Source organism: Corynebacterium zhongnanshanii (genome assembly GCF_014490575.1).
Taxonomy (GTDB): Bacteria; Actinomycetota; Actinomycetes; order Mycobacteriales; family Mycobacteriaceae; genus Corynebacterium; species Corynebacterium zhongnanshanii.
The window spans coordinates 1,466,857-1,485,375 of the sequence record NZ_CP061033.1 but is presented as its reverse complement, the minus strand read 5'-3'; the positions used below and the strand labels follow the sequence as shown (position 1 = coordinate 1,485,375).

The window sequence follows — 18,519 nt, the reverse complement described above, 5'->3', positions numbered from 1 at the left end:
ATCACAGCAACTACGGCAGAACCCGCAGCTTCTTACCCACAAGCATCGCCTGGGCCATGATGGTGCTGTACGCCTTCCGGCTCAGAGCCTCCGGGCCGCGGATGCTCATGAAGCGCTGCTCAGAGACATTGCGGCTGGCCGTGTACTTGATCAGGCCTTCCTCGCCGTGGCGGTGGGACATGCCGGATTCCTTCATGCCGCCCATCGGGTTGTCGATGGACGCCCACGCCGCCATGTACCCGTCGTTCAGGGACACCGAGCCGGCCTGGATCTGCGATCCGATCCGCCACGCGGTCTCCGACTGCGCAAACACCGACGCGTTGAGACCATATGCAGTGTCATTCGCCTTCTCGACCGCATCCTGAAGATCGGACACAGGCTCGATGTACACCACCGGCCCAAACACTTCCTCCGTGCGCAGCCGCGCATCCTCCGGCACATCAACCATCACGGTCGGCTCGTAGAAGTACGGGCCCAAATCCGGCCGCGCGCGACCACCCGCGATGATAGTCGCGCCCTTCGCCCGCGCATCCTCCACGTACTCCGTCACCGTATCCAATTGATCCTTCGACGCCAAGCTTCCCATCTGAACCTCCGGATTGAAACCGGGACCAATGCTCATTGCCTTCACAGCGTCTGAGAACTTCGCCACGAATTCGTCATAGGATCCGCGCTCCACATAAATACGCTCGATGGAAACGCACAGCTGACCCGAGTTGGAGAAACAACCAATCACGATATTGCGCACGGCGTAATCCATGTCAGCATCATTCGCGACGATGAGAGGGTTCTTGCCGCCCAACTCCGCCGAGTAGCCCACCAGGCGCCGTCCCACAGTCTCGCCCAGAATCTTGCCGGTCTTGGTGGAGCCGGTGAACATCAGGTAGTCACACTGTTCCGCGATGGCGGTACCGACCACACGGCCACTTCCCGTGACAAGTTGGGCTAGGTCGCGAGGGAGGCCGGCGTCGAATAATAATTTAAAGGCGAGCAGGGCAGTGAATGGAGTATTGGAATCAGGTTTCGCGACCACCGCATTTCCAGCCAACAGGGCGGGAATGGCATCGCCAATCGACAGAGACAACGGGTAATTCCACGGGGAAATCTGACCCACCACACCCAAAGGTTCGCGCTGCTCACGGGACTTAATGAGCACAGGAAGAGCCGTCGACCGGGAGCGCTCGCGCATAAACTTCTCCGCATTATTCGCGTAATAACGGGCATTATTCGCAATATCCAGAACTTCATCCATCGCCGTGGCGCGGTTTTTACCCGTCTCCAGCTGGACCAGATCAGCCAGCAGCTCGCGCTGCTTCAACACAGAATCGTGGAAACGGCTGAAAATCTTCTTACGCTCAGAGAACGGAACGTGGCGCCAGGAACGCTGCGCGCGACGCGCGATGCGGAACGCCTCAGTCACATCATCTTCGGTACCGGAGGCCACCCAGCCCAGCGTCTCGCCGGTGAAGGGGATCTCGACGGTCAGGATCGAGCCATTGGGGTCCAGCTTCGGCGTGCTGGTGGACACGCGGGCGTTCGCGGACAGGTCACGCAGTTCTTCTTCAACATCAGACGGCAAGGGGCCAAGGGGGAGTCGCTTCAGGTTCATAGTTAGGGAGCGTACCGAAACATGCGTGCTGCTGTGGCGCTTTTGGTTGCAAGAGGGAAATTCTTTGAGATGTGGCTGGGTGATGGCAAGGTGCGAAATGGTTTTAGCTACCCCCAATGCAACCAGGGAACAAAACCTATAAGTCGTACGTTGTACATATCGAGCGGTGACATACACCCGAGCTTCTGAGGCTTCACACCCGGAAGCGTCTTTGAATGACCAGCACAACAACGGAAGTGACTATATGAAAAGCTCAAACCCCTTCATGAGTTCGCTGGCCAACGATAACGGCCAGCGTAATCCATTCACACAATCTAACGGACAGGCCGGACAGCAGGGAACCAACCCTTACGCAACGTCGGCGCGTGGGGGTGTCGCCACCGCCGCTCACCAGTACGGAGCACAGGACGCCGCTAACTACGGCTCCGCCGGAAGCGCCGACCGCCCCATGACCGTGGACGATGTTGTTGCTAAGACGGGCATTGTGGTGGCCGTGATCGTCGCGCTGGCTGCGGTGAACTACTTCATTAACCTCTCCAACCCAGGCCTCGGCATGATCCTGACCTTCGTGGGCATGATCGGTGGCCTGGTCGCCGTGCTGATCTCCAGCTTCGGTAAGAAGTACGGCTCGGCACCTGTCACCTTGGCATACGCGGCGTTCGAGGGATTGTTCGTCGGCGGCTTCAGCTTTATGGTCACGGGCATGAACGTAGGAGGTGCCGACGCCGGGGCCCTCATCGCCCAGGCTGTCCTCGGAACCTTGGGAGTGTTCGTGGGAATGCTCTTTGTGTACAAAACCGGGGCAATCCGGGTGACCCCGAAGTTCACGCGCTTCATGGTGGGCGCGCTGATTGGTGTTCTGGTTCTCGCCCTTGGAAACCTGGTGTTCGGACTGTTCACCGGCTCCGCCGGCCCACTGCGTGACGGAGGCCCGCTGGCTATCCTGTTCTCCCTGGTGTGCATCGGCTTGGCAGCGATGAGCTTCCTGCTGGACTTCGACCAGGCTGACAAGCTGGTACGCGCTGGCGCTCCATCCAAGATGGCCTGGGGCGTTGCCTTGGGGCTGGCTGTCACGCTGGTGTGGTTGTACACCGAGATCCTGCGCTTCCTGTCGATGCTGAACAGGAACTAGCAGGGAGCGCAGCGCGCTGCGCTCGCTGCAAGCTGCGCACCATAACGTGCTGTGCAGCAACGCACGCGCATTCTCGCTCCTGCAGCAACGCCCGCGCAGGCTAGCTTACGCAGCCCAGCTCGCGCACTAACGCGTGCGCACTAAACCCGTTGGTGGAACCCCACCAACGGGTTTTTCGCGCCATCACTGTTGCTGATCACTTTTGCCCAGCGCGTCAGCGACCTGTGCTCAGCACGCCATCTCTTCTGGGGGAGGTTTGGGGGAGGGAAGCTGGGCGTCGAATATAAAAAGGGGCACGCGGAGTTATCCACAACGTCACACGGACCCTGCCACGCCCGCGAGTTATCCACAGGTTTCGCGGAGCCCATTGCGGCGCGGCGCTGCGCGCTGGCAGAGTAAGGCACATGGGAAGGGATCACCTCATGCCCATCGCCGCGACCAGCGTGTCCCGATGGGAAGCACAGAAAAAGTACACGGCCATCAGCCACGGAGTGCTGGTGCCTGCGAATGAAGCGGCCCACGGGCTTACGCAGGTCACGCGCACGCGCGCGTACCACCTCAGTAATCCGAGCTCCGTCGCGACGCATTTCTCGGCGCTAGCATGCAGCGGGCTGACGCTTTGGGTGGATGAGCAGCCGACCAGTTTCGTGACACACAGCGACAATGCGGTCAGAGCGCTTGTGAAAGTGCGCGAGAGAGGTGTGGGTGGGAATGGCGCGAGCGGTGAGATTGTGAGGCGCGTACCCTTCGGCAAGAAGGCAGACTCTGGGCACGCGATTCCTGCGGACAACCGACTAGTGCTGAGGCGCAGAAGCGCCGATGCCGCGCCACTGCCCACCCATGCGCCGGACGCGCAGCTGCCCGGCATGTACGTCCTGCGACCCATGGCGGCGTGCGCTGGAGTGATAGACGCCTTGAGCCACGGCCGCGTGCACGTCGAACCATGGAGAGTGCCGTACACGGCTGAGCTCAGCCAGGACTTCGTGAGGAGTGTGCAGGTCATGGACGCGGTGCGTCGGTTTTTGGTGCCGCAGATGCGCAAAGATATGGCCTGCGCCGAAGCGAAAGGTTTGGTGAATGGGAAGCTGTTTGCTCAGGTGTGGGAGGTTTCGAGTGCGGAGGCGGACTCGCCGCAAGAAACCATCATGAGGCTGATGGTGCAGAGCATCATGAACGCCATGGCGCGGAATGGGGTGAGCGTGAGTGCGGGTGCTGGTGGCAAGGGTGATGCTGGTGGTGGCAAGAGCGCTGCTGGCAAGAGCGGTGTGCCTAGATTTGAAGTGATTCCTCAGGTGGAGCTTCTGAAGCATGGGAGGCGGATCACGGCCCTTGACCTGCTGGTTGTGGAAGTAGGAAGCCGCCTGTGGGCGCATCTGCAGACTTCGAAGAGCGTCGAGCTAGTGGGAAATGCCCAGATGTGGGCACGTTCTCGGCATGTTGGACTTCAATACGACGGGGTGCATCACCTCGATAGATCTCAGCGTGATTTTGATACAGCTGTTGGAGTGGTGTGCGATGAGTTCGGCGTAAAGGTGCAGCGTGTGACAGTCGGTTTGCTGCGTGAAGATGAGCTGAAGGCTGTGATCGTGCGAAAGCTTGGGTTGCTCTAGCTTGCTGAGTTTTAGTGCGGGAGCTTGCTGAGCTCTAGCACGGGAGCTCTGGCGCAGAGACTTCGATACTGTGAGAGCTTGGTGGACTCTAGCTTGCTGAGCTCTAGCACGGAAGCTTGCTGGGCCCTTGAGCAGCACGCTTCGATGTGGCGTGAGTTTTGTGAGGCTAGAGCCAGTGACTTTGCAAAACCAAAGGTCACGGGATTGCGAAAAGGGTGGTGCAATGTGAGCGCAACTGCTGAGGCAGCAGATGCGGTGAAACTGCAGTGATTTCGCCAAAATCACTGCAGTTTTGGCGCATTTCCTGCCCCACCAACCGCGGTGTCCTATTCGGAGCGGGGGTGAACCGTGGAAGTGGGGCAGCGTGATGTTGTTCGGCGCGGTGCTAGGCAAGAAGTGGAGTGCGGTGCTGTGTGGAGCAGTGCCGGGTAAAAAGCGCAGCGTGATGCTATTCCGAGCGGTGCTGGGGCAAGAAGAGAAGCGGCGTGATGTGGGGCAGCGCAGTGTTGGGTGAGGGAAGCTGGACAAGTAGTGCAGCGCGGTGTGGGTCACCGCAGTGCTGGGCAAGTAGTGCAGTGTAGTGAGCTGCGGTGTGCTACTGGGAAGAAAGCTCAGCTCAGCCCAGCACACCGCATCTCATCGCACCCCAGCCCATCAAAGCCGCTTCTTCGTCTTCGACGTCGCCACTGCGTTCCACGGATCTTCCGGCCAAGGATGCTTCGGGTAGCGCCCGCGCATATCTGCGCGCACGCCGCGGTATGCCCCGGACCAGAAGCTTGCTAAATCATCGGTCACTGCTAGTGGGCGTCCAGCTGGGGAGAGTAAGTGAAACTGTACCTTCATACCTGCATATTCTGGCGATTCCACCAGCCCAAAGCATTCCTGAAGCTTCACTTTCAGCACAGGTCGCCCCGTCGAATAGTCCACCGCGGGGTGCGAACCGGACGGCACCTCCACATTGGCGGGCGCCAAGCTATCCAGCTCAAGGGCCTCCGGCCACGGCAGCACGCGTTGGAGTGCCGCATGCATGTCGACGGCCGCCCGGGATCCGCCGGCGATAGCCTCAAGCTCTGGCCCCAGCCACTCCAGGGGTTCCAGGGTGGAGAAGTCTTTCCCCAAATCAGGCCACGGCGCTCCCAATTGCGCGTGCAGGAAGTTCACACGATCCCGAAGCTGGCGGGCTTGCGCGGACAGTTCGAACATCGGGAAGTCTGTGAGCCCGTGTTGTCTGATGTGTTGCGCGAGCGCGTCCACGGCGTCGTCCTTAGGTAGTGCACAGGGCGTGGAGGACAGTTCAATGGCGCCGGCGGTGCGTATTTTTCGCCCGCGTAGCGCCCCGCCTTCCACCGTGGCTTCGAGGGTTTCGCGCACCGGCAGGATGCGCAGGGCGTCGCGTTCGCTGAGTCGCGCGGCGGCTCGGATGGTGGCTGACGCGGAGTGGGTGCGCGCACGGCTTCGGGATACGTCGGCGATGGCGAGCCATGGCGCGCCCGAAAGCCCCAGGTCAGCGGGTAGGGTTGCGCGTGTCCCCTGCGCGAGCAGGTACTCGTCCGTGGTGCCGACGCGCCGGGCGATCCGTTGGGGATACGCGAGAGCCGTGACGACGCCGGGCTCACGTTCACCCCAGAACTCGCCCGACTGGGGGCTGTACGTCGCGCCAGCATGAGAGGCGGAGGTCTCGTCGGTGTGGGAACTAGCGGCATGGGAGCCGTGCGAACCATCGGGACGCTCGTTGGATGGAGAGGTAGATTGTGTCTCGGCGGGGGAGTTGGCGTTGAGGGAGGCCAGCATCGCTCGAAGCCTCCGAGCCTCCTGCGCATGGGCCTTCCTGCGGTTCGCGTGCTTCGTGACCCCAGCGGCAAGCTGCCCCAGGTCACCTCGCGGCGAGTCCGCCAAAGAAGCGACAACATCCGCGGCAGCGGGTCCGCACATGAGCAACGCCCTGCCCAGACGAGGGTCAACCGGCAATAGCGCCAGGGCGCGCCCCAGGTTAGTGATGCGCAGTTCATGCAGCTTTTCCATCGCACCGCCTGCGCGCGCGAGCGCAGGAGTTGCACCGCCTGGGCTCGATGGAGGCTTCGAAAATCCCGCGCCACTTCCGCCAGGCGCGTCGTGGCCATCTGCCGCGGACCCTCTGCCCACTCCGCCTACTCCGCTACCTGCACTCACTCGGCCAGCCGCGACCTCGGCACCCTCCACAGCCCCGAGGCTCGTGAGCGTCGCGATGGCGTCCGTCATCGCCGCGTCAGCGGGTGCGTCCGGTAAGGGGAAGTCTGCTCCGGCTCCCCAGCTGAGCATGACGAGGGCGGCGTCGGATAGGTCGGACGTCAGGATTTCGGCGGTGATGTCCGGCGCGGCGTTGGAGTAGTCGGCGGCGCTGTAGGCGCGGATGACGGTGCCGGGCCCTTCGCGGCCTGCGCGACCGGCGCGTTGGTCGGCGGTGGATTGCGCGCAGCCGAGCGTCACCAGCCCGGTCATCTGCCGCGTGTTGTCGCGCCGCGGGACGCGCGACAGCCCCGAATCCACCACGATCCGCACGCCGGGCACGGTTAGCGATGATTCCGCGATGGAGGTGCTGACGATGATGCGTGCGTTGCGGGTGTTGCGTAACGCGTTGTCCTGTTCCTTCGACGCCAACCCTCCGTGCAGGCGGCGCACCTCAATCGTGGAGCGTTCTTCGATATGGCGTGCGACGATCTCGATTTCGCGCTGACCTGGGACGAAGACCAGCGCTGAGTGTTGCCGGTGGTGTTGCTCCACGGCCTGGATGGCTTGGTCGGCGAGGAAGTGGAGGAACTCGCGGGTGCATTCTGCGCGGCCTGGGTGCGGTTGGTAGGTGATGTCCAGCGGATGTGTGACGGCGGGGGTGCTGAGGATCGGACTAGTACTACGGGTAGTGCCAGTGGCCAGGAGGGACGCGAAAGCGTGGGAGTTCAGTGTGGCCGACATCGCGAGGAGGCGGAAGTCCTCGCGCAATTGAGCCAATTCGATGCACATGGCCAGGACCAGGTCGGTGTCTAGCTGCCGTTCGTGCACTTCGTCGATGATGACGGCCGCCACGCCGTCGAGGGATGGGTCTGCGAGGAGGCGGCGCAGCAGCACACCCGGGGTGACGAATTCCACCAGGTCGCCGGGGGTGTGTTCGCCTTTGATGGAATAGCCCACGTGCGTGCCGAGGGTTGAGGGGCCGCTGAGGTGGCCGAGGCGGCGCGCGGCGGCGCGGACCGCCACGCGCCGCGGGGCGGTCACGATGACGGTGCCGTCGATATGGTTCGCGTGGAGCCAGTGTGATACCGCCGGTGGTATCAGGGTGGTCTTTCCTGTGCCCGGCGGTGCCTGGATAACAGCAGTGGTGCTGTTATCCAGGATGTCCCAGAGTTCTCCGAGGGATTGAAAGACCGGGAGTCCTGCGCCGATGCTCTCCAGATCGAACGGCGCGGAGTTCGTGCTGGTGAACGGCGTGGAGGTCGGGTTGTCGGACGGGGTGCTTGCGTTACTCATCTCGAACTCCCGTTACGTGCGCAGGCACCGTTGGTACGCATTGTGCACAGGCACCGCAAGTACTCGCAGGCACCGTTGTACGCATTGCGCGCGGCGCACCGCATGCGTGTGTGCCGCCACCGTACGCGCGCGCCGCCACCGTACGCGCGCGCAGGTACCGTCGATCCACGAGAGCGCGAATTACTGCTGGGAGCGGGGAATATCGCGGTCGGCGTCGTATGGCTCGGCCTTGACCAGCGTCACCTGCACCTCTTCGCCACTCGGGGTGGAGTAGGTGCGGGTTTCGCCTTCCTTGGCGCCAACGATCGCGGCGCCCAGAGGGGCGTCGGTGGAGTAGGTTTCCAGGTCAGGGTTGGAGGATTCCAAACCGCGAGTACCGATCAGGAAGGTCTCCTTGTCGTCCTCGTCGCCGTCGTAGTACACGTGCACTACGGTTCCGACCAGGGCCACGCCGGACTCCATCGGAGCCTCACCGATGGTGGCGTTGTCCAGCAGCTCCTCCAGGTACGCGATGCGAGCCTCTTCCTGGCCCTGCTGCTCACGTGCGGCGTGGTAGCCACCGTTTTCCTTCAGGTCGCCCTCTTCGCGGCGTTCGTTAATCTCGGCGGCCAGCACCGGGCGGTTCTCACGCAGGGCGGTCAGCTCACTGTGCAGGCGGTCGTAGGATTCCTGGGTAAGCCAGGTTGTTTGGTTCTCAGACATGATCAAAAGTCTAACATGCAAGGTCGCGCGGGGTCGCGACTAGTTCTGCTTCGTGCAGCGCCGCCCCGGCTTGCCGCTAGTTCTGTGTCTCCGGAGTCAAATATGGCGGCAGGTCGGAGGAGCAGCCGTAGACCTTCGCGGCGTGGGCGCGCTCGCGCGTTGGCATGGTGGTTTCTACGCGGACAGTCTTGTCGCCTCCGGCGGGCAGGGCGATTTCGCGACGGCCGACGTCGTTCTTCTCGTAATCCAACGCGTAAATAATGCAGTAGGCGGGTTTGGACGGGTCATCGCGCGTGATGTCGATGCTTGCCTTGATTTCGTGATCGGAGACCACCGAGCCGCCCGTCTCCACTGCAGTGACATCCACCGTGGACTGGTTGCGAAGCATCGCCACGATGTACACCACGGCCGCCAGCATCATCGCAGCAAAAACCACGGCCAGGATCTTGCCGGTGAAGGTTCCACCGGAGCGCTTCCCGTAGCGCGCTTTCGGAGTGGACGGGGAGCCTGCCTGAGGAGCAGTGCCTGATGTGCCTGCGGTGCCTGATGCATTCATGATGTGTCCGAGTTTATATCACGCAGGTTTCGATCCACTAGCCCAGACCAAGTAAATTGGATGGACAGTAAGAGCAACGCTATAACAGCAACACACAAGCAACACTGACCCCTGTGAGATTCTGAAGGTTCCAGTTATCGTGCATTCTCCTCATTCCGAGCAGCCCGCCGGCCAGAAGTATCGTGTCTTGGCGATTCACGCCCACCCGGATGATGAATCCAGCAAAGGGGCGGCCACCATGGCGCGCTATGTCGACGAGGGCCACCGTGTCAAGGTTCTGACCTGCACGGGCGGTGAGCGTGGGGACATTTTGAACCCGTACTATTCCACGGATGGCCAGCTGGGCGGCTACGACGATTTCGAAGGCTTGAGCCTGTTTTCCGACCTGGATCCTTTGATGCAGATGCGCATTCTGCGCCAGCGTGAGATGGCCGATGCCGTGGACGTGTTGGGCGTGGAGCACGAGTGGCTGGGCTATGTTGATTCCGGTTTGCCGGAGGGGGATCCGCTGCCACCACTGCCGGAGGGCTGCTTTGCGTTGCAGGATCCGCAAGTTATCACGCAGGATGTGGTGAAGGTGATCCGCACGTTCCGGCCTCATGTGATTATTACCTACGACGAAAACGGCGGCTATCCTCACCCAGATCACTTGATGGTGCATGCGGTGAGCATGGAAGCCTGGAACGCCGCCGCTGATCCCACCTATCATCCTGAGCTGGGCGAGGCGTGGGAGGTGTCCAAGCTGTATTACACCCACGGTTTTGTCCGGACGCGTTTTGAGCTGCTGACGGATTACCTGCAGAATCAAGGCGTGGAGCTGTCTGAGACGGTGCAGGAGCATCTGCGCCTGTGGCAGTCTGCGCCTGACATTATGCAGAGGGTCACCACGCAGGTGCCGGTGGGGGATTGGTTTGAACGACGCGATGACGCGTTGCGTGCCCACGGAACCCAGATCGATCCCGAGGGCGCGTTCCTATTCTGCTCTGCGGATATTCAGCGGAAGGTGTGGCCTACCGAGGAGTTTGAGCTGGCGAGGTCGCGCGTTGGTGAGTTGCCACAGTACAGTGAACCCTACGAGCATGACCTTTTTGAGGGTCTAGAAGGAGTAGCACAGTGAACTCTGCAGTTGTCGCGCTGAGCAATGCGCAGTTGTATGCCACGGATCTGATGGTCTTTGCGCAGGATCAGAGCAATCGGGGTCCGATGGGCCCGGAGTTCGGCAAGGCCGGCCCGATGGGTTTGTTTGTGATCGTGGCGCTGACCTTGGTGATTTTGTTGCTGGGCTTCAACATGAACAAGCGCATTCGCCGTATGGAGCGTCGTAAGGCGTTTGCGGACAAGTGGGGCATTGACCTGTTCGACAAGGAGGCGCTGGAGGCGAAGATGGAGGAGGAGGGCTTCCACGAGACCGTGGGCCGCTCCAAGGTCATGTACGCCCGTACTGAGGTGCCGCAGACCGATGATCGTTTCCTTCCGTCGTCCGGGACGCTGAAGGGACCTGATGCCATCGACGCCGAGCGCAACCAGTCGAAGTCTGGTTCCGCAGAGGACCGCGACTAGTTGTTCAAGGTGTGTCCATGTCCTCGTCCAGCATGAAGATACCCGCAGTGAAGGTGCCCGGCGTGAAGGTTCCCAGTCTTTTGTATCCAGCCTATGAGGCGCAGCTGGTGCGCGCTTTGAAGGGGAAGTCGATCCCTCAGCATGTGGCGATTATGTGCGATGGAAATCGACGCTGGGCGCGCGAAAATGGCTTCACCGATGTTTCTCACGGTCACCGTGTGGGTGCGAAGAAGATCGCGGAGATGTGCAGCTGGTGCGATGAGATGGGCATCGAGACCGTGACTGTGTACCTGCTGAGCACGGAGAACCTACAGCGCAGTCCGGAGGAGCTGAGCTTGCTGTGCGACATCATCGGTGATGTTGCCGACGAGCTGGCCGGCGACCCGGCAGGCTTCCGGCTTCGTACCGTGGGCCAGCTGGACTTGTTGCCGGATACGCTGCGCAGCCGCCTGCAGCGTAGTCAGGAAAAGGCTGCAGAGCATACCGGTGTGCGGGTGAATGTGGCCGTGGGTTACGGGGGCCGCCAGGAGATCGTGGATGCGGTGCAGAAACTGGTGGATGAGCTGGTGGCCGATGGGGTGGCGCCGGAGGAGCTGTCGGAGAAGATTACCGCGCAGGCTCTGGGGGATCACATGTACACGTCCGGTCAACCGGATCCGGATCTGGTGATTCGTACGTCTGGTGAGCAACGCCTCAGCGGATTCTTGCTGTGGCAGTCTGCGTATTCGGAGATTTGGTTTACGGACACGTACTGGCCAGCGTTTCGGCGCGTGGATTTTCTGCGGGCGCTGCGGGATTATTCGCAGCGGCACCGTCGCTTCGGAAAATAAGCGGCAGGCGCTACACCTTGCGCATCCGAACCTTCTGCACCAGATGATCCGGGCCCTTGCGCAGCACCAAGGACGCCCGCACCCTCGTGGGCAGGATGTTCTCCATCAAGTTGGGGAGGTTCACCGTCTGCCAGATCTCGCGGGCGACGAAGCTCGCCTCCTCATCACTCAACTCCGCGAAATGGTGGAAGTGCGCCTGGGGATCTTGGAACGCAGTGTTCTTTAACTTCAGGAACCTGTTGATGTACCAGTCTTCGATGTCCTCGCGCTTGGCGTCGACATAAATGGAAAAATCAAACAGGTCACTGACCATCAGCGTTGGGCCCGTCTCCAGCACATTGAGCCCCTCCACGATCAAAATATCGGGGCAATCGACCGTCACGAATTCGTCGGGGATACGGTCGTACGCCTCGTGGGAATATACCGGCGCGGTCACATTGCGGCGGCCGGACTTCACTTGCGTGACGAAGCGCAGGAGCGCGCCCTGGTCGTAGGACTCCGGGAAACCCTTGCGGTGCAGCAAGCGGCGCCGCTCCAGCTCCTCGGTGGGGAAGAGGAAACCATCGGTCGTCACCAAATCCACCCGCGGGGAGGACTCCCAGCGCTGCAGCAACACCTGCAACACACGAGCCACCGTGGACTTGCCCACAGCCACCGAACCGCACACTCCAATGATGTACGGGATCTTCGGCATGGTCTTGCCCAGGAACTCCTCCGTGACGCGATTGAGCTGCTTGTGGGCCTCCACGCGCAGGTTGATCAGGCGCGATAGGGGCAGGTAGACCTCGGAGACTTCTTCCAGGTCGATCTCATCACCGATGCCGCGCAGGCGCTCCAGCTCACATTCCGACAGCACCTGCGGCATCGCTTGGCGGAGTCCGCGCCACTGGGTGCGGTCGAACTCGATGTACGGGCTCGGCGCGGCTGAGGTGGAGCCGTGGTGTGATTCCTGCGGAAAAGCAGGCTGCGCTGCATGCGGGGAGGACCCAGTGGACGTCATGGCATCAATTGTGCACCTAAACGGGGTCAATGGGAAAATTGCAATGTAGAGGATAAAGGTTAGACTTTTCAGGAAAACCATTTCCCTTCTTCGAAAGGCCCATTGTCTGATGACTGAAACGCCACAGAACAATCAGCTGCAGCACAACATCCCACTCAGCGAGTTCGACCCCGAGGTAAACAACGCCATCGCCGGCGAGCTGAGCCGCCAGCGCAACACCCTGGAGATGATCGCCTCCGAGAACTTCGTCCCCCGCGCAGTGCTGCAGGCACAGGGCTCCGTACTGACCAACAAGTACGCAGAAGGTTACCCAGGCCGCCGCTACTACGGTGGCTGCGAGCACGTAGACATCATCGAGGACCTGGCACGTGACCGTGCGAAGGCTGTTTTCGGCGCGGAGTTCGCGAACGTGCAGCCACACGCCGGTGCGCAGGCTAACGCTGCAGTCCTGATGGCGCTGGCCAACCCTGGCGATAAGATCATGGGCCTGTCCCTGGCACACGGTGGCCACCTGACCCACGGCATGCACCTGAACTTCTCTGGAAAGCTCTACGACGTTGTTGCCTACGAAGTGGACCCAGAGACCTTCCGCATTGACATGGACAAGGTGCGCGAGCAGGCGTTGAAGGAAAAGCCACAGGTGATGATCGCAGGTTGGTCTGCCTACCCTCGCCACCAGGACTTCGCGGCCTTCAAATCCATCGCGGATGAAGTGGGCGCCAAGCTGTGGGTGGACATGGCTCACTTCGCAGGCCTCGTGGCTGCGGACCTGCACCCATCCCCAGTGCCACATGCAGACGTGGTGTCCACCACCGTGCACAAGACCCTGGGCGGTCCTCGCTCCGGTCTGATCCTGTCCAAGCAGGAGTACGCCAAGAAGCTGAACTCCGCTGTCTTCCCGGGACAGCAGGGTGGCCCGCTGATGCACGTGGTGGCAGCGAAGGCTGTGGCGATGAAGGTTGCTCAGACTGAGGAGTTCCGCGACCGTCAGCGCCGCACCCTGGAGGGCGCCCAGATCATCGCTGAGCGCCTGAACGGTGAGGACACGAAGGCTGCCGGCGTGCAGGTGCTGACCGGTGGTACCGACGTGCACCTGGTCCTGGCAGACCTGCGTAACTCCGAGCTGGACGGCCAGCAGGCTGAGGATCTGCTGCACGAGGTGGGCATCACCGTTAACCGCAACGCCGTGCCGTTCGACCCACGCCCACCCATGGTGACCTCCGGCCTGCGCATCGGTGCCTCCGCACTGGCATCCCGTGGCTTGGATGCTGCCGCCTTCACCGAGGTTGCTGACGTGATCGGCACCGCCCTGGCTGGCAACGCTGACGTGGAGGCCCTGCGCGCCCGCGTTTCCAAGATCGCTGAGGACTTCCCGCTGTACGAAGGCCTCGAGGAGTGGAAGCTGGCCTAGCATGACCGAGATGAACGACGCCACAGCGCGCTCCTCAACAGCCCTCATTGTCGTTGACGTCCAGAATGACTTCGTGGATGGTTCGTTGGCAACGGGGCGGGGCGCGGCGGTGGCGTCGTTGATCACTGACCATCTGCGTGCAACCACCTATGGCGTGGTGGTGGGCACCAAGGATTGGCATATTGACCCGGAGGGGCACTTCGCGCCCGAGGGCGAGGAGCCCGACTTTGTGACGACCTGGCCCGTGCACTGCGTGGCGGGGTCTCGCGGCGCGCAGCCTCATGCCAATCTGGACACTGGTCTGATTGAGCAGTGGTTCCTCAAAGGGGAATACACGGCCGCCTACTCCGGTTTTGAAGCCCACCGTGACCTGAGCGCAGATACGGCTCGTGACGGGGACGCGGCGAGTGACCAAGACGTGTTGTTGGGGGAGTGGCTACGCTCTGCTGGAATCACCGACGTGACGGTCTGCGGAATCGCCACGGAGTTTTGCGTGCGTGCCACCGCGCTGGATGCTTGTGAGCAGGGCTTTGGGGTCACCGTGCTGCGCGAGCTGTGCTCACCGGTGAACCCCGACGCATCTGAGGGTGTTTTCCGTGAACTTTCGGACGCCGGTGCCCGCGTCCAGTAGCGTGGGTTCTATGACAGAGCAGACTTCAGACAACGCCACCCCATCCCTCGTGCAGATCGAGGACGCGCACGGCGTGCGCACCATCACCATCAACCGGCCAGACGCCTTCAACTCCCTGAACAAGGAGCTGCGCCTGGCTTTGATCAGCGCCTTCCGTACCGCGGCTACCGATGCCGCGGAGGCTGGAAGCTCCGTTCGCGCTGTGGTTCTCCGCGCTGCTGGACGGGCCTTCTGTTCCGGACAGGACCTGAAGGAGCAGCTGCAGGACACGAAGAATAAGACGGGTCTTGAGAAGGTTGTAGAGGAGTACAACCCGATGATCGAGGCTCTGTTGGACATCCCGGTTCCCACCATCGCCGCTGTACAGGGACCTGCCGCCGGTGCCGGCTGGGGCATTGCGATGGCCGCAGACTTCCGCATCATGAGCAGCGCCGCATCCTTCAAGGGAGCTTTTACCGGCGTGGGCTTGGCAGCGGATTCGGGTCTGTCGCAGTCCCTGGTGGATACTGTCGGGCGCGCCCGTGCGCTGCAGATCCTGCTGTTGGATCAGAAGATCGGTGCTGAGGAGGCGTTGTCCCTTCAGCTGGTGCAGCAGGTGGTGGACCCTGAGGTATTGGATGATACGGTGGCAGCCTTCGCTGCGGGCCTGGCGTCTGGTCCGACCGCGTCGTACAAGGAGATGAAGGCGCTGGTGAAGCGCGCGTCCGAGATCAATGCGGCTGCTGCCGCGGAGGCTGAGGCGCAGGAGCGGTTGTTCCACTCCGAGGACCATGCGGAAGCGGTGACTGCGTTCGTGGAGAAGCGGAAGCCGAACTTCGCGGGCAAGTAGCGCTTGCCGCAGCTGCTGGATGAGGCGCCGGATGTGCTACTGAGCAGCTGCCGGGGCGCCAGGGCACCGGGGCGCCGGGCGTCACAACGGCACTATCTGATCGTCACCGCAGTGACCGCAATCCGTGCGGTCACTGCGTCCCCTGGAGTGAGGGACAGCTCCGTGAGTGTGTGGAGGGAGACCAACGCTCGGATCACAGTGGGCTGCTGTGGCATGTGTGCACCTTCGGTACCCTGGGGTTTTTCGGTGCTTTCAGCCCCTTCGACGCCAGCGGGTAGCAGGGCAATCGAGACCACACTGTGGCCCGTGCGCGCATCCGTGTCCAGGTACTGAACCACTCCGGGGAGAGTATTCACCGGCGGGGTGGAGTCTGCGGGGTTGGAGTTCACGGGGGCGGAGTTCACGGCGCTTGAACCCGGCGCAGCAGGGATGTCGGAAACAGAACCCTGGTCTCGCGTGATGGAGACCGCTGAGGCCTCGAAGATGACGGTCCCGGTCAGGCATGTCTCACCCGAGCAGGTCTCATCCGAGTATGTCTCACCCGAGCCCGAAGTGCCTCGGCTCGGAACCCCCACGAACCTCACAGAGCCACCGGCCTCACCGCCAGGAACCCGGACCGCCACGAACTCATCACCGTCACTGATTACGCGTCCGTCCACGCACCCATCCGCGCCGCCGTCCACGTGTCCGATCACGCGCCCATCCACACGGTTCAATCCCATCATCGACGCCGCGAACTCCGTCGCAGGGCACGCCAGCGCCTGCTCCACGCTGTCCACGGCCACCACCCGGCCCTTCTCCATCACGGCTACCGAGTCCGCAAGTGTGGCGATATCCGCCGGATCATGGGAGATCAGTAACACAGTAAGCCCCCGAAGCTGCTGGAAGATCGCCCTCCATCGACCCGCGCTAGCGTGATCCACAGCCGCCAGAGGCTCATCAAGAATTAGCACTCGCGGCCGTGCCGCGAGCGCTCGCAGCAGGGCAACCTGGGCTGCCTGCCCACCGGACAGCAGCGGCACGGGGGTGTCGGCCACGTCGCTGAGGCCTGCGGCGTTGACCAGTTTCCAAGCTTCGTCCGTGTTGCCGCTGACCATCGCCACCGCCTTTAATGCTGTGGTGGTGGAGGGCAGGCCCGGATCCTGCGTTAACAGGACCACACCCGGTCGCCGTCCGCGTGCTGCGTCCCCTTCGAAGGAGACGCGAGCTCCGGTCCAGCCACCGGTCACGAGCTGCGCCAGCGTGCTCTTGCCGGCCCCGTTGTCCCCGATGATCGCGGTGGTCTGCCCGCCAGGAAAGCGCGCCGTCCACGCGGCGCCGCCCTTATCCGTGGCGTGAATCTGGACCGCAGGTCCCAGCCCCGCGCCCTCGTCCGGAAGGATGTGGCGGGCTGTGAGAACCCGCGCCACGGCGTCGTTATTAATGGGCGGGAGCACCACAGCGCCGGGGGTTACGGGTGTGCGTAAGCTGCGGCGTCGTCTCACAAGGGCGCGCACACCCTGCGGCGCGAAGGCCAGAAGAATCGCCGCGACAGCCAGCAGAATCAGCAGCACCGCCAGCACATAGGCGTGATCGGGGTTGAATTCGCGCGTCAGGTACACACCAATCGGCAGCGTCCTCGTCACGCCGGGATAGGAACCGGCGAACGTCAGCGTGGTCCCGAACTCACCCAGCGATCGCGCCGCAGCCAGCCCCACCGAACTGCCGATCGCAGGCGCCAGGGCGGGCAGGGTGATGCGCCACAGGATAGCGCCGCGCCCCATACCTACCCCCGACGCCGAAGCCTCCACCGTCCGCGGCAATCGCCCGATGGCGGCGTCCATGGTGACGATCACAAAGGGCAGCGCGATAAACACGTGCGAGAGCACCACAGCCGGGAACGTGAAGGCGAAGTCCTGGCCCAGCGCATTCAGGACGGGAGTGGCGAGGCCCGTCGCCCCGAAGGCCGCGCTGAGCGCCAAGCCTCCCACCACCGGGGGCAGGGCCAGCGGCAGATACATCAGCAGCCGCAGGATGAGGGTGCTCATGGTTCCCGCGCGCAGAGCATTGAGCCACAACGCGGCCGCCACCCCGAGGGGCACCGCGATGGCCGTAGCTTGAACGGTGGAAAAGATCGTCACCTTGAGGAGATCGATGGTGTCTGGTTGCGCCAGGACCGTGCCGACCTCGCCCCAGGGCACCCTGAGGGACAGCGCCAGCAGCGGCACCGCGATCAGCAGGAGGGCCAGTGCCGCCAGCGCTGTGGCCGCCGGGGCGGGGCGTTGGTGGGCGGGAGCAATCATGACTGAAAGTGTAGCGGCTAGCCCTCACACACCCTGAGTGACAGTTAACTTGCTGGGCTGATACAGCTGGTTAATCCGCTGGATGAAACCCATGGGAGGACCACAGGCTGCGCGCTGAGTTGCCGGATAGGTATGTGACGAGTTCGGCGGCGCGCTGCTCACGTGTCGCTGTGCTGTGAGTCGTCACTGCCGCATAGAGGGTGTTGGCGTGCTGTTCAGCACGAGGGATGGGGATGGAGGTGACGCTGTCGGACGCCGCGGCGGCGTCGGTGGAATAGACCCACCCCGCGTGAGCCTGCCCGGACGTCACCTTGCCCAGCACGTCAGACACAGATTGTTCCAGCGACGCCGCCGTGAGATGCAGCCCCAGGTCCTCCTGAATTGCCTGCGACGTCCGGCCACACGGCACTTGCGGGGCGCAGAGCACCAGGCGGTGAGAGGACAGCGCCTCGTCCACATCGGTAATGCCCGCAGGATTGCCCTTCGGCACCACCATCACCATCGTGTTTGTGGCAACGGCGACGGGATCGCGTACAAGGCCCTGTTGAACTGCCGCATCCATCGTGGTCTTATCCGCGGTGATGAGCACGTCGGCCTGGGCGCCGTCGGCCAGCTGCTGCAACAGACCGGAGGAACCACCATTGACGATGGTGAGGGGGTGATCCCATTCCTTCTGCAGGTCCTCGTTCACCACCCGCGTGGAGGCAGCACCGAACACCGTGAGTGTGTCCGGGTCCTCCGCCTGCTGCGAGCCCGTGGTGGATGGGGCGCACGTGGACAGTGCAAGGGATAGTGCCACGCATAATACCAGGCACAGTGCTGGACTTAGCGACACCCACAGTGCCATCGAACGCCGCGCGGCGAGG

The 18,519-nt window shown here is 62.6% G+C and carries 15 protein-coding genes; 8 read left to right on the top strand and 7 right to left on the bottom strand.

Features of this window, described 5'->3' with window-relative positions; all coding sequences use genetic code 11:
* Window positions 1-10: 10 nt before the first annotated feature.
* Window positions 11-1,609 carry a succinic semialdehyde dehydrogenase gene (locus IAU67_RS06645; protein ID WP_151841909.1) on the bottom strand — a complete coding sequence of 533 codons (1,599 nt, stop codon included), beginning with the start codon at window positions 1,607-1,609 and terminating at the stop codon, window positions 11-13.
* 244 nt (window positions 1,610-1,853) lie between these two features.
* Between IAU67_RS06645 and IAU67_RS06640 the strand changes: the two genes are divergently transcribed.
* Window positions 1,854-2,741: a Bax inhibitor-1/YccA family protein gene (locus IAU67_RS06640; protein WP_151841908.1), complete on the top strand. Its 888-nt coding sequence runs from the start codon at window positions 1,854-1,856 to the stop codon at window positions 2,739-2,741.
* Between the two features lie 404 nt (window positions 2,742-3,145).
* A complete protein-coding gene (locus IAU67_RS06635) occupies window positions 3,146-4,351 on the top strand; it encodes a hypothetical protein (protein WP_151841907.1) in 1,206 nt (401 codons plus the stop codon).
* A 654-nt stretch (window positions 4,352-5,005) separates the two neighbouring features.
* Here IAU67_RS06635 and IAU67_RS09975 read toward each other — a convergent pair.
* The 3 genes from IAU67_RS09975 to IAU67_RS06615 form a co-directional block, all read right to left on the bottom strand.
* Window positions 5,006-7,852, bottom strand: coding sequence for an ATP-dependent RNA helicase (locus IAU67_RS09975; protein ID WP_225723468.1), 2,847 nt, complete (start codon window positions 7,850-7,852; stop codon window positions 5,006-5,008).
* A 180-nt stretch (window positions 7,853-8,032) separates the two neighbouring features.
* Entirely contained in the window at window positions 8,033-8,554 is a 522-nt protein-coding gene (greA, locus tag IAU67_RS06620; protein WP_151841906.1) for a transcription elongation factor GreA, read from the bottom strand.
* A 76-nt stretch (window positions 8,555-8,630) separates the two neighbouring features.
* Window positions 8,631-9,110, bottom strand: a complete 480-nt coding sequence (locus tag IAU67_RS06615; protein ID WP_151841905.1) for a DUF4307 domain-containing protein — start codon at window positions 9,108-9,110, stop codon at window positions 8,631-8,633.
* A gap of 238 nt (window positions 9,111-9,348) precedes the next feature.
* Here IAU67_RS06615 and mca point away from each other — a divergent pair, with 238 nt between their 5' ends.
* From mca to IAU67_RS06600, 3 genes are read left to right on the top strand one after another with little or no spacing between them, the layout of a single operon-like run.
* Window positions 9,349-10,227, top strand: a complete 879-nt coding sequence (gene mca / locus IAU67_RS06610) for a mycothiol conjugate amidase Mca (protein ID WP_370451972.1) — start codon at window positions 9,349-9,351, stop codon at window positions 10,225-10,227.
* Window positions 10,224-10,670 carry a hypothetical protein gene (locus IAU67_RS06605; protein WP_225723467.1) on the top strand — a complete coding sequence of 149 codons (447 nt, stop codon included), beginning with the start codon at window positions 10,224-10,226 and terminating at the stop codon, window positions 10,668-10,670. The genes mca and IAU67_RS06605 overlap by 4 nt, the downstream gene beginning before the upstream one ends.
* A 32-nt stretch (window positions 10,671-10,702) precedes the next feature.
* Window positions 10,703-11,500 (top strand): isoprenyl transferase, encoded by a 798-nt coding sequence (locus tag IAU67_RS06600; protein ID WP_151842416.1) that lies wholly within the window; start codon window positions 10,703-10,705, stop codon window positions 11,498-11,500.
* A gap of 10 nt (window positions 11,501-11,510) precedes the next feature.
* Here IAU67_RS06600 and coaA read toward each other — a convergent pair whose 3' ends face one another.
* Window positions 11,511-12,500 carry a type I pantothenate kinase gene (gene coaA, locus IAU67_RS06595; protein WP_151841903.1) on the bottom strand — a complete coding sequence of 330 codons (990 nt, stop codon included), beginning with the start codon at window positions 12,498-12,500 and terminating at the stop codon, window positions 11,511-11,513.
* Between the two features lie 109 nt (window positions 12,501-12,609).
* Between coaA and glyA the strand changes: the two genes are divergently transcribed.
* The 3 genes from glyA to IAU67_RS06580 are packed head-to-tail and all read left to right on the top strand — an operon-like array spanning window position 12,610 to window position 15,371.
* Window positions 12,610-13,911, top strand: a complete 1,302-nt coding sequence (gene glyA / locus IAU67_RS06590; protein WP_151841902.1) for a serine hydroxymethyltransferase — start codon at window positions 12,610-12,612, stop codon at window positions 13,909-13,911.
* Window position 13,912: 1 nt separating this feature from the next.
* Entirely contained in the window at window positions 13,913-14,542 is a 630-nt protein-coding gene (locus IAU67_RS06585; RefSeq protein WP_151841901.1) for an isochorismatase family protein, read from the top strand.
* A gap of 10 nt (window positions 14,543-14,552) precedes the next feature.
* Window positions 14,553-15,371 carry an enoyl-CoA hydratase/isomerase family protein gene (locus IAU67_RS06580; RefSeq protein WP_151841900.1) on the top strand — a complete coding sequence of 273 codons (819 nt, stop codon included), beginning with the start codon at window positions 14,553-14,555 and terminating at the stop codon, window positions 15,369-15,371.
* Between the two features lie 92 nt (window positions 15,372-15,463).
* Here the strand turns inward: IAU67_RS06580 and IAU67_RS06575 are convergent, their stop codons facing one another.
* Window positions 15,464-17,653 carry an ATP-binding cassette domain-containing protein gene (locus IAU67_RS06575; RefSeq protein ID WP_151841899.1) on the bottom strand — a complete coding sequence of 730 codons (2,190 nt, stop codon included), beginning with the start codon at window positions 17,651-17,653 and terminating at the stop codon, window positions 15,464-15,466.
* Window positions 17,654-17,723: 70 nt separating this feature from the next.
* Entirely contained in the window at window positions 17,724-18,452 is a 729-nt protein-coding gene (modA, locus tag IAU67_RS06570) for a molybdate ABC transporter substrate-binding protein (RefSeq protein ID WP_225723466.1), read from the bottom strand.
* Between the last annotated feature and the right edge of the window lie 67 nt (window positions 18,453-18,519).